This window comes from Candidatus Nanopelagicus hibericus, from assembly GCF_002288005.1.
Taxonomy (GTDB): Bacteria; Actinomycetota; Actinomycetes; order Nanopelagicales; family Nanopelagicaceae; genus Nanopelagicus; species Nanopelagicus hibericus.
Map to the genome: position 1 here is coordinate 358,711 of NZ_CP016771.1, position 11,281 is coordinate 369,991.

An 11,281-nucleotide genomic window follows, 5' to 3' on the forward strand; every position below is an offset into this window, starting at 1 on the left:
TAGTTAAATCCTAGCCTAGCCAAATTTATAAACTACAATTATGGGAGTGATTTATTACAAGGAGTGCTTTGAAAAACCTTACTGATTTTAAAAACTTTAATCTCAAGCAGTTTGATACCTTGCTTATCAACTACCTAAGCAAGATCTCACTGCCAGTACTTAGAGTCTCACTGGGAATAGTTTTTATCTGGTTTGGCGCTCTTAAGCCCTTTGGTAACTCATCAGCTAATGATGTAATAACTAAAACTATTTACTGGTTTGATCCAGATATCTTTATTCCGATACTTGGCTACTGGGAGATGCTAATTGGGCTCTGTCTGCTCTACGCTCCATTGATTCGAATTGGGCTTTTCTTATTGGCACTGCAAATGCCCGGCACCTTTCTGCCGCTTATCCTGCGCCCTGAAATCTGTTTTGTTGAATTTCCATTTGTTCTCACCCTGGAGGGTCAGTACATCATCAAAAACTTAGTATTAATTGGCGCAGCGATGGTGGTAGGCAGCAAGCTGGTGCCGATATTAGAAAAGGATAAGTAATCAATTATGGATTTCACACCAATAATCTTCGCCCTTGGCGTGGTGATCGGTACTATCTTGTTAATAGTCTTCACCGAGGTGTTGGAGAAACCAGTACTGGGTGAGATCCGAAGAGTTAAGTATGGATATGACTCCCCAAAAAAGCTGCCAAAACCATGGGTGCAAAGTTTTCACACCACGCTGATTATTTTTAGTTATCTAATTGGCCAGCTTCTGGCCTACTTTCTGCTCGCCGTACTTTAACCACCTTCGCCCAAAGTCAGTGGGCAATTGCTCTTTTGCTTTAAGTAGTGATTTGCTTGCTTAGAGTGTGTTTATACGGAACTATATTCATATGAAGAAATTATCTCTTTTTTGCTTATTGATTTTTGTTGTAATTTCTCCACCAGTTTTTGCGGCAGAGCCACCAACAGCTATTTCAGTACTAAATAAGCTAGAGGTAAAGGGTAGGGCTGCCAAGACTGGCTACACCAGGGCACAATTTCCCCATTGGTCAGATCCTGATCGCAATGGTTGCGATAGTAGAAATGATATTTTGAAACGCGATCTTAAAGATACTGTTTTCAAAGAGGGCACAAGAGACTGCAAGGTGATTAGTGGGCAGTTAATCGATCCTTTTAGCGGCAAGATTATTACTTTTGATTTAAATGCATCAGCCTCTAATATCGACATTGATCATATCGTGGCACTATCAAATGCCTGGCAAACAGGTGCTGCTTACTTTGAAAAAGATTTGCGCACAAATATTGCGAATGATCCGCTAAATCTCATGGCAGTTGACGCCAGATTAAACCGCCAAAAAGGGGATGGGGATGCTGCTACCTGGCTTCCGCCACTGAAAGCGTTTAGATGTGAGTATGTGGCAAGACAAGTGGCTGTCAAATACAAATATAAATTGTGGGTTACTGCTCCAGAAAAAGCTGCAATTACAAATATATTATCAAAATGTAATAAGCAAAAAATTCCTAAGTAAATGACAAATTTACAGGGGTTTAGTATCGCTGAGGTAAAGCCAGTTGGTGCAAAATTAGCTGATTGGATATTCACTTTAATTTGCGCTGTAATAATTTTATTTCAAAGTAGACCATGGGAAGTAATGCAGATTCATCATGTAATTTTACTTGCCATGATTTCATCTTCAGTATTTTTCTTACTGTGGTGGTCTGATAGATATGAGCGAGAACCGAATGGCTCAATTTTATGGGCACTAGCTTGGGGAGCATTTCCAGCATGTTTTTTATCCATAATTTTTGAGTCCTTTGCATTTACTACTTTGGCAGGTGCTTTTATTGAAGAAGCCTCCAAACTTCTAGGCCTGGTAGTGGCATACAGGCGACTAAACATTCAATCTTGGATGGATGGCTTAATCATCGCAGGTTATATTGGGCTTGGTTTTGCTATATGTGAAGATGTTCTCTACGCAATTTCAAGCACTGATATCACAGCAATGATAGTAGAACGCGGAATATTCTCGATCTTTTCTCATACATTCTTTTCAGGATTAGGTGGCATAGTAATAGTCTTTGGCTTTTTGAGCAGGCGAATTTGGATTTCATTAATTGGATTTACCATAGCCTTCACTTTGCATTTGCTTTGGAATACCGTACTTTTTTTAGAGATTTTCACTGAAAGCAACGGTGTATTTTTCATCATATATGCGGTGATTCCACCTGTAATTGTAATTATTAGTTCGGTTATTTTGCGCTTAAATGAAAAAAGTGAGCTAAAGCGAAAAGGGAATCTGGCTATAGAAAGTGGGCAAATTACCGAAGAAAGATTAAATCTTATAAGTTCACTGAAAATGAGGCGGGATTATGCCAAGAAAATTTCGACTAAACTTGAACGAAGCCAATTTAAGCGCTCTTTACATGAAGATGCCAGAAAAATTCTAAGTCATCCGTAAATCTAAAAAGTTGATTATCTTGACTCGTTTACAACAATTGTTCTAGCCCAGACGTCGGTCAATCTTCTGATGCCGCCATCCTTGAACACCCAAAGTGCATCAAGAAGAAGGATCGCAAAATATACAATGTAGCCAATAACTAGGGTGCCGCCAACAGAGTAGTCAGACACATTTTCAATGGCTAGTGATAATCCGGCTATAAAAAATGGTAGATAAACCATCGAGAAAGTACTGGGTATCAAAAACTGTCTTATAGCCATATGTCCCCAGGAGGCCGGCTTTCCAGTATCCACACTGTATACACGCATCTTCAGAATTTGCTTTGAAGGGGTTTGGCCCTGACCCCAAACTACAAAACTCCAGATTATCCAAGCCAATCCAACTGTTATGAACGAAGAAATAATCAAGGCAATTTCAAGCATTGCACCACCAAATCTATGCTGCGTAGTTGCCAAAACCAGACCGGAGGTTGAAGCCTTTACAGGCTGATCTTCTAGCGGGTTATTTAGCTCCATATTTATACCTCCAAATTAATTATTCGGTTGTAGGGATTCTAGGCTAACTACAGCGACGTAGGCATCACAGCTTTTTGCCACACCCGTAAAGGACTGGCTGCAGATTAGAGTTTTTGGTGGTGTGGAACCTTTCCCAACCCGCAGACGTCTAATCTTCAAGGGATATACCAAGAGGATTGCGAGCGGATACATGTTTAAGAAATCAACAATACGCGTAATTTCAGCCATGTTTGGATTACTTGTTTTGATAGGCACAACACCTGCGCCCGCCCAAGCTGCCTTAAACTTAGGCACTTCCTCTCTATACATAATTAAAGTAACCCCATCAGCAAGAGCTGCCATTGAGACCGCTGTTAAAAATGCAGGTGGAACTATTGAAGCTAAATATCAATATGCATTTGATGGCTATGTAATCAAATTACCAGATATGTTAGCAACACTCTTAGCTAGGATCCCAAATGTTTTGACGGTAGAAAAAGATGCACCTGTTACTGCCATAAATACTCAGCAATACCAAACTCCAGCTTATTGGGGTTTAGATCGAATTGATCAACGCATAAAAATTCCAACTGCAGATCCAGCATATAAATCTACTTTTGGATATAAGAGCGCTGGTGCGGGATCAACAATTTATATCGGTGACACTGGCGTTTACCCACATGAAGATCTTGCAGGTCGAATTTCACCAGTTGGTTATGACGGTTTTGGTGGTGGATTCTCGGACTGCAATGGTCACGGCACACATGTTGCTACCACTGCTGCTGGCAAAAAATATGGTGTGGCAAAAAATGCCACAGTAGTAGCACTTAGATTATTAGGTTGCTCAGGAAGTGGTTCTTACTCAGGAGTGATCTCTGCCTTAGATTGGATCTTAAGTCCAAGTAATACTAATTCTAAATCTAATGCGGTATTAAATTTAAGTATTGGCGGACCTAAGTCGACTGCATTAAATGATGCCATCACCAGACTTACCACTGCTGGAATCTCAGTGGTAGTAGCTGCTGGAAACTCAAACGCGGATGCTTGTAATTACTCACCTTCATCTGCCTCATCTGCTATTACAGTTGGAGCAACTGGGGTAGATGATGCAAAAGCTAGCTTTTCAAATTGGGGCTCATGCGTTGATATTCAAGCACCCGGCTATGGCATCACCGCTGGTTGGTATACAGCTGCAAATGCAGAGAAAACTATCTCTGGCACCTCAATGGCGTCACCACATGTGGCAGGAGCTGTCGCGGTTTATCGTGGTTTAAATCCATCTGCAACTGTTGAGCAGGTAAGTGAGGGCGTTATTTCACAAGCAACACAATCTGTAATTGAGAATTTACCTGACGGTACTGTCAATAAATTCTTATACGTTTCACCAATTGATGTTCCATCAACAGATGTTCCAGTAGTGCCAACTCCACCAACTGGTCCAGATTTGGTTAAACCAGTGATTGTAGATGGTTCATCTGAATATGTAAGTGGTTGGACATTCACTCTCGGTATGACACCAGTCTTAAGTTTGAAGGCAAATGATGAATTTGGTGTCACAAAAGTTACGGTATCCCTTGAAGCAAATAAGGTAATTGTTGGATCATTCCCAGCAACTCTTTATAGCGGCACCAGCACAAAAGGTGTCTGGCGATCAACCTTAAGCTTTACTGGCTCTAACTTTGTGGGAACTTGGAAAATATATGCAACTGCTCAAGATGCAGCGGGCAACGTATCGACTCAAGTCATGTTGCGTGAGGTACCAGTATCTGCTGCTCCAACACCAACACCAACTCCAACACCAACCCCAACTCCAACACCAACTCCAACACCAACTCCAACACCAACTCCAACACCAACTCCAACTCCAACTCCAACTCCAACTCCAACACCAACTCCAACACCAACTCCAACACCAACTCCAACACCAACTCCAACACCAACTCCAGGAGTTGATATAGAGAAACCAGTAATTATTAGTGGCTACACCAATCCACAAATCCTTGAAGTGTGTAAAACTGTTGAAGAGATGTCAGTCAAAGCCTCTGATAACGTCGGGATCACTACTGTAAATATGCGCATCTACCACACAGATACTGGGCGCATGGTCTATTCAACCTTTATGTATAAAACTGCAGGAACTGAACAAAATGGAACATGGAAAAATGACTGGGCAATTCCCTGCACTGCATTAGTTGGTAAGTACCAGGTTGATGTACAAGCATTAGATGCTGCTCGTAATGCAACTACCTGGAGCTCTATTCCAAACTTTTGGGCACAACCATCAACAATTGAAGATAGATCTGTGCCAGTTTTTCTCTCAGGAACGGTGTCAGCTGGGCCTATTGTGATTGGCAAAACTATTCCTGAGATGAATGCTCGCTTTACCGACGATGTTGGTATTAAAACTGTCAAATTCTCGTTATCAGATCCAAATGGAAATATCGTTGCCTATATTCCTGGCTACCGTTCTTCAGGTAGTAAAACAGATGGTGTGTATAAAAATGATTGGGCAACAAAATCAACCTATATAGTTGGTCGTTACTCAATCTATGTAGAGGGTGAGGACGAGTGGCAGAAGAAATCTGGATCAAAATTTGTTGGCTATGTTGAGTTAGTTTCTGGGGTAGCTCCAACACCAACACCAACACCAACACCAACACCAACACCAACACCAACACCAACTCCAGATAAGTTGGCTCAAGTTATTAACTTTCCTGCACTCCCAAATATGGATTTAGGTAAGGCAGGAACCAGTCTTCTAGCTTCGGCCACATCTAGGCTACCGATTAGTTACACCACAACTACTCCTGCTGTCTGTCAGATTCTTGAGCCGAGGTCACGTAGATTTGTTGTTCAATATCAATCACCAGTAGTAATGCCTGAAGTTTCAACTTGCACGATTATTGCTAATCAAGTGGGGGATTCTAAGTATTTACCAGCAACCCCAGTTGTCCGCAGCTTTACCTACTCAAAATCAGCATCCAAAATAAATGTGAAGCAGATGGCTCCAATTACAGATAGAGGAGCATTTATTTATGGCACTGCAGCAAGAGTAAATGGTGTCGGCGGTAGTGCTACGCCACTGCTCATTACTACATCATCACCAGATATTTGTTCTATAGAGGATGTTTACTATACCTATACGCCTGAAGGAACTAGAGCAACAATTAGGGCTATTAAAAATGGAAGCTGTTCAATTAAATTGATTTTCCCAGGTGATCAAGTAATGTTGCCAGCAACTACAATCTGGACTACTACTATCTCAGGAGTAATCGAAGTACCACCAGGAAGTAATACCCCACAAACAATTACCTTTGCACCTCTGGCAGATCGTGAATATGGTGGTGGCTTATATCTAAAAGCAACTACTACATCTAGTCTTGCCATAACATACAAATCTTTAACACCAACAATCTGTTATATCCTCTATCCACCTGCTGGAGCCGCGGTGCAAGCTGTCTATCCATTGACTGGACGAGACTCCGTAAATTGCATTGTTGAGGCCTCTCAACCAGGAGATAGTCGGTATGCAGCAGCTGTATCAGTACAGCAATCCTTTAATTGGATTAAATCTGCAATGAAAATTACTGTGAGCCGATCAACTTCATTAGTTGGTAGAGGGCCGCACAGAATCGATGCAGCGGTCTCCTTTGCTGATACATCTAAAATGGGCGGCTTACGCAGCCTTGGTCACCCCTTAGTGGTTACCACTTCAACTCCCACTGTCTGTACTGTGTCCAGTACCGCCCCATCGGATCAACGGGGGGGTATTTACTCCCAGACCACTGTTAACTCACTTGCGAATGGCACCTGCACCTTAAACTTCAGCTTTGTTGGAAGTGATGATCGCAAACCTACTGCTCTGCAGTGGAGTGCTACTGTTTCGAGGGTTTAGGAGTATATGATCTTGGACATGAAGATACGTAAAAAGTTCGCTTTTATTCTGTCGATAGCATTACCTATTATCACAACCTCGCATATACCCAACGCAAATGCAGCCGCAAAACCGATGCCAAAGGTAGGTAGTTGCTACAACTTAACTAAGGCTGATGTTGCTGCAGATTATTCAGATATTGCACCTATTAATTGTTTGAAAGAACACTCAGCGGAGACTTATCGAGTAGTGAAATTAAAAGCCAATGATCTAGCTGTGAATTATGATCTAAAAAAAGCCATAACAGTTTGCGCACCTTGGAAAGGCCGATCAAAATTTTTAAATTATTGGGCATGGTATATACCAAACCCTGAGCAGCAAAAAGCCGGTCAAAACTGGATTCGTTGCGACGGGATGATAACTCAGAATTATGATGAAGCGACTGGTGACTATACAGCGGTCACCACATGGAAAGGTAAGCGACTCGATTTCAGATAAATACCTTTTACCATATCAGCAAAGAAATAATTAAGAGGTTGGTAGGAATGCACCATCGGGAATAGCGTCTGTCTTTACGCCTGGATCGGCAGAAAAAGTGACCTTAATTTCACCATTGTCTAGATAGTAAACCACTGCAATAGTTGATCGACTCGGCAGCGTTAGCCCAGGTCGCGCAAGTCGAAAAATTGTTGTAGCTTCACAAACAAATAAATTATATTTCTTTCCTGCCATCGGATAATTTATAGTCTTGCGGTTATCTTCGGCAATTCTAATATTTTCAATAGTCTCAATTTTTATTCCCAGAGCCGCTGTTACAGCTCTCATCTCAGCCATCTCTTTTGCATATGTGTCACCGAATCCGAGCCAACTTTCAAAAAAAAGTTTGCACATAACATCTAATTCCCGCTGGCTCTGAAGTTCCCCCCAATCCTTGGCAAGTTTTTTTCGAAATTCCACTGATTGAGTGTCACTCCTAACTACTTTTTCTGTTATCGGAGCTGCTGAGCGGTCAAAAAATTCCCTTGAAGGGGCAGATTTTGGGAGATTTGCCTCCCACTCGCTAACAGCATTCTCTCTCAGTGCGAATTGAATTTGTTCTAGTTGACCTTGACGCTGGGCTAATTGCTCATTTTCTCTGTCAGTTGTGCAAGAAGTAAGTAGCACAATTGATAGAGAAAACAGAACAGATTTAAACGGCTTTTTCATTCTCTATGTCCCAGTCTGCCCTGGCCAGCCAGAAGAAAGTATTTGCAATTCCTAACAACAGCAGCAAACTCAAAACTGGAAAAACAATGAGGTAGTCAATTAGAATTCCTAGTGGTGGGCCTCCTGGAAAATTTCCCCGAACTTGAATTATCGCAAAAAGTATTGTTGCAAGCCATAGCAGTAAATTCATAGAAGGAGGCCGATTGCCACTAGAAATTGATCTTGTTATCGCAAAGCCTGAAACCAGAGCGATCATCATTAAAAATATGAGCAAAATAATGGCGATGAAAATTACATTTGCTCGCTTTAACTCCCAAGAAATCTTAGCTAAGCCATCTCCATAAATTATTTTATCCCTCGACTCTGGTTCAGGCTCTCCTGATTGCGAGAATTTAAGTTGCCATCCTGATAGGGATTGCACCCCAACACTTACTGTGCTTGGAATGGTCGACTTTGTCTGAAAATCAGTTGCTTGCAAAGTTATTTCACCAACATAAAAATCAAAAGGGTAATAAAAAAGAGCATTCTTGGTCGACATTTTCGATCTAGAGTTGATGCCAATAGTTGCATTACTTGAGGTATTAAGAGTCCTTGCAGCATCTACGCTATCCAAATCCACCGTAAACGCTCGGTTAGTGAAGCCTGAATTTCTCTCTGCCACTCCATATAGACCACTTGGGGCTGTTACTACACGAGTTACGAGTTCAGATGCTGCTTCATTCACAAAAGATGGCAATAAATAAAACTCAATAAGGTCCGGACAGCCATCTTTATTATCGGAGTAATAAACACTAGTACTCCATTGTCCGGGGTCACAGCTCAATAAATTTTTAGAGTGCTTGTCGACAGAGGTTGTTCCACCACGCGCAAAAAAAGCTAGAATGACTGCAATAAAAATTATTGCACCCAAAATCGTTTTTGTATGCCTATCTTGCAAATTAATTTTTGGGAACATTTTTTAAATCCCAGTCATCTCGCCGTATCCATAAATAAACAACAGCAGCCATCTCTGCAAGAAGTACGATTAAAATTGGGTAAAAGATTATTAAGTCAAACAAAGTTCCACTCGGTGGTGTACCGGGCAAACTCGCTCTAATTTGAAACATTGCAAAGAGAAATGCTGCGAGCCAAGCCAAGGCATTAATTGATGGTGGTCGCTTGCCGCTCCATACAGCCCGAGTTACTGAAACGCTAGCCCCTGCAGATATCAGCATTAGAATCGCCAAGAGGATTGCAGCATATATATCTCCAGGCAAGCGCATTATCCGCCACTCAATTTGTGCGATGCCCTGAGTTAAATCGCTGATAATTTTTTCATCTCTGGTGGAGTCAGTTGGGTATAAATCTTCACGATAATTTGGAATAAGTCTTGAGTTTGCTCGGAAACCAGGCAAATACTCCTTTACTTCTGTTAGTAGAAGTGATGAATTTTCGAATTTTGAATCAATTAGACCAACTCCGGTTCGGTAGTTATCAAATGGATATCGCCATGAATTACCCTTTAGAAGAATTTTAAACTCTTGCCTACCAACTACCTGTCCAATTTCGGAAGAGAATTTACCGCTACCTTGGAATGAATCCACAAGCAATTCCACATCTTTAAAGGTTAAACTACCATTTCTAGTAACTTCACCATAGTTACCTTGGAATCTAGGGGTAATAGTGATGGTGGCTAGGTTTTCTTCAACATCAATTTTAGAAACAGAAATATCAAATTTATAATCTGATTTTAGCGCACTTCCATCGAGTAAAGAATCCGTGGTGGGCCTAATAACAGCTGATACAACAATTGGTGTAATAATTAATATTAATAATCCAAGTGAAACGGCAACTTTCCATTTGAAAAGTATTTTTGAATTAATTATCATATTTTTCATGTCCTTTCACTATAGGATAGTCAATTTCTTTTATAAATAGCATTGATTCAGTAGAGACGACGGCATAACAAATGGATCGATTTGGAAACCTTTGGGATTCAACACCATAATCACTCGTCCAGTTACCTATCACTTGCATCTCGTCGGGAGTGTAGTTGTAAAAATTTGCATTCCGACCCCAAAATCCATACTCCTTAGATTTTTGCGAACAGCTAGATACCACTGCGCGTCCATCAGCTCCGACCTTTCCGATTTTTGTTGAAAACTGACCAGCCCAAAAAACTTCAAAGTGGTGTGGTGCGAAACAAGAAACTGGATAAATCTTTTTAATGGAATATAAGGGTATTGTTTGAATGGATTTTGAATACGCGGCGTAACACCCTGGTTTAGCAAACATATAAAAGATCGGTTTCTCTTGGGAATAAGCTGCACTGGGATTAGCAAATATTGAAGAAAGACAAAAGACACAAGCAATAATTACCTTGCTAAGTTTGGAACGAGAAGCCGAATTCATTAGATAACGATAGCCTCTTATTCTTGTTGTTTTTGGGATGCAAGTCTTTCAAGAATCGTCAACTTCTCCCGGAGTTGCTTGATCTCCTCTTCAGTGACTTTTCCATCGGCTGTAATTAGCTCTACTTCCTGAATGATTTGATCTAGCTGCTTAACTTTATCAATCCGTTTTTTATTGTCAGATCGAGCTTCATCCATAGCATTTAGAACAATTCCAATCAGCACGTTGAGCACGGTAAAAACAATAATGAAAATATATGAAAGATAAAAAGGCAATGCCCAGGGGCTCACTAGGGTTGCTTCTTCAAGATAGTTAGGAAAGTTTTCCAAAGTTAGCAAGATAAATAGAGTTGTTAGTGCCTTAGAAATATCTCCCCAGTGATTTGGTATCTCATCACCAAATACGTAGACCCCTGCCATTCCATAAATAAACAATGCCAAGAAAATTAGTACACCCATACTAAGCAGAGGGGGTAGCGATCTGGCTATCGATGAGGTCAATACGCGCACTTCAGGTAAAAACCTAAAAATGCGGATCAATCTGAGCAATCTAAGTAGCCGCAAAATCACTATTTGACTTGCAAATATTGGGGATAGCGCAATTATTGAGAAATCAAAAATATTCCACGGTTTCTTAAAAAACTCCCATGGCTTGATGCCATAAGAGGTCATTCTTAAAAGCAACTCTCCGACGTAAACATAAAAAGCGTAGCGATCTAGAGTCTCATAAAATGATCGAGTAGTAGAATTAGAATTAGGCATAGTTAACAGCGCTAATGAAATTGCGTTAACTAAAATTACAAATGCAATAAGTAATTCAAATGGACTGCTATAAACAATTCTGGACAACCACTTTATTCGATAGTCTGAAAGTTCAA

At 40.8% G+C, this 11,281-nt stretch carries 12 protein-coding genes; 6 read left to right on the plus strand and 6 right to left on the minus strand.

Annotated elements, in window-relative coordinates:
- The first annotated feature begins 68 nt into the window (after positions 1-68).
- From B1s21160_RS01950 to B1s21160_RS01965, 4 genes are all read left to right on the plus strand, one after another.
- Positions 69-536 (plus strand): hypothetical protein, encoded by a 468-nt coding sequence (locus tag B1s21160_RS01950; RefSeq protein ID WP_095672195.1) that lies wholly within the window; start codon positions 69-71, stop codon positions 534-536.
- A gap of 6 nt (positions 537-542) precedes the next feature.
- Complete coding sequence (locus B1s21160_RS01955; protein ID WP_095672196.1) at positions 543-779, plus strand: hypothetical protein; 237 nt, start codon at positions 543-545, stop codon at positions 777-779.
- Between the two features lie 91 nt (positions 780-870).
- Positions 871-1,509, plus strand: coding sequence for an HNH endonuclease family protein (locus tag B1s21160_RS01960; RefSeq protein ID WP_095672197.1), 639 nt, complete (start codon positions 871-873; stop codon positions 1,507-1,509).
- Positions 1,510-2,439, plus strand: coding sequence for a PrsW family intramembrane metalloprotease (locus tag B1s21160_RS01965; RefSeq protein WP_095672198.1), 930 nt, complete (start codon positions 1,510-1,512; stop codon positions 2,437-2,439).
- 14 nt (positions 2,440-2,453) lie between these two features.
- Here the strand turns inward: B1s21160_RS01965 and B1s21160_RS01970 are convergent, their stop codons facing one another.
- On the minus strand, positions 2,454-2,954 hold the full coding sequence (locus B1s21160_RS01970; protein ID WP_095672199.1) for an RDD family protein: 501 nt from the start codon (positions 2,952-2,954) through the stop codon (positions 2,454-2,456).
- Between the two features lie 190 nt (positions 2,955-3,144).
- On the opposite strand from B1s21160_RS01970, the gene B1s21160_RS06485 reads away from it, so the two are divergent.
- Together B1s21160_RS06485 and B1s21160_RS01980 are read left to right on the plus strand one after the other, a co-directional pair.
- Positions 3,145-6,828: a S8 family peptidase gene (locus tag B1s21160_RS06485; protein ID WP_095672200.1), complete on the plus strand. Its 3,684-nt coding sequence runs from the start codon at positions 3,145-3,147 to the stop codon at positions 6,826-6,828.
- A 12-nt stretch (positions 6,829-6,840) separates the two neighbouring features.
- Positions 6,841-7,305, plus strand: coding sequence for a hypothetical protein (locus B1s21160_RS01980; protein ID WP_150120959.1), 465 nt, complete (start codon positions 6,841-6,843; stop codon positions 7,303-7,305).
- Positions 7,306-7,335: 30 nt separating this feature from the next.
- On the opposite strand, the gene B1s21160_RS01985 is transcribed toward B1s21160_RS01980, so the two are convergent.
- Genes B1s21160_RS01985 through B1s21160_RS02005 form a run of 5 tightly spaced genes read right to left on the minus strand, consistent with a single transcriptional unit; the run spans position 7,336 to position 11,252 of the window.
- On the minus strand, positions 7,336-8,013 hold the full coding sequence (locus tag B1s21160_RS01985; protein WP_095672202.1) for a hypothetical protein: 678 nt from the start codon (positions 8,011-8,013) through the stop codon (positions 7,336-7,338).
- Entirely contained in the window at positions 7,997-8,968 is a 972-nt protein-coding gene (locus B1s21160_RS01990) for a DUF8686 domain-containing protein (protein ID WP_095672203.1), read from the minus strand. Before B1s21160_RS01990 ends, B1s21160_RS01985 begins: the two co-directional genes overlap by 17 nt.
- Positions 8,952-9,890, minus strand: coding sequence for a DUF8686 domain-containing protein (locus B1s21160_RS01995; RefSeq protein ID WP_095672204.1), 939 nt, complete (start codon positions 9,888-9,890; stop codon positions 8,952-8,954). Before B1s21160_RS01995 ends, B1s21160_RS01990 begins: the two co-directional genes overlap by 17 nt.
- Complete coding sequence (locus B1s21160_RS02000; RefSeq protein ID WP_095672205.1) at positions 9,871-10,404, minus strand: hypothetical protein; 534 nt, start codon at positions 10,402-10,404, stop codon at positions 9,871-9,873. Before B1s21160_RS02000 ends, B1s21160_RS01995 begins: the two co-directional genes overlap by 20 nt.
- Before the next feature lie 17 nt (positions 10,405-10,421).
- Complete coding sequence (locus tag B1s21160_RS02005) at positions 10,422-11,252, minus strand: ion transporter (protein ID WP_190276960.1); 831 nt, start codon at positions 11,250-11,252, stop codon at positions 10,422-10,424.
- Positions 11,253-11,281 lie beyond the last annotated feature (29 nt).

Bases quoted from the DNA above. Each gene is read 5' to 3' on its own strand.
- B1s21160_RS01960 (WP_095672197.1), top strand. From the start codon at position 871: ATGAAGAAATTATCTCTTTTTTGCTTATTGATTTTTGTTGTAATTTCT.
- B1s21160_RS01955 (WP_095672196.1), top strand. From the start codon at position 543: ATGGATTTCACACCAATAATCTTCGCCCTTGGCGTGGTGATCGGTACT.
- B1s21160_RS02000 (WP_095672205.1), bottom strand. From the start codon at position 10,404: ATGAATTCGGCTTCTCGTTCCAAACTTAGCAAGGTAATTATTGCTTGT.
- B1s21160_RS01965 (WP_095672198.1), top strand. From the start codon at position 1,510: ATGACAAATTTACAGGGGTTTAGTATCGCTGAGGTAAAGCCAGTTGGT.
- B1s21160_RS01995 (WP_095672204.1), bottom strand. From the start codon at position 9,890: ATGAAAAATATGATAATTAATTCAAAAATACTTTTCAAATGGAAAGTT.
- B1s21160_RS01985 (WP_095672202.1), bottom strand. From the start codon at position 8,013: ATGAAAAAGCCGTTTAAATCTGTTCTGTTTTCTCTATCAATTGTGCTA.
- B1s21160_RS06485 (WP_095672200.1), top strand. From the start codon at position 3,145: ATGTTTAAGAAATCAACAATACGCGTAATTTCAGCCATGTTTGGATTA.
- B1s21160_RS01990 (WP_095672203.1), bottom strand. From the start codon at position 8,968: ATGTTCCCAAAAATTAATTTGCAAGATAGGCATACAAAAACGATTTTG.
- B1s21160_RS01970 (WP_095672199.1), bottom strand. From the start codon at position 2,954: ATGGAGCTAAATAACCCGCTAGAAGATCAGCCTGTAAAGGCTTCAACC.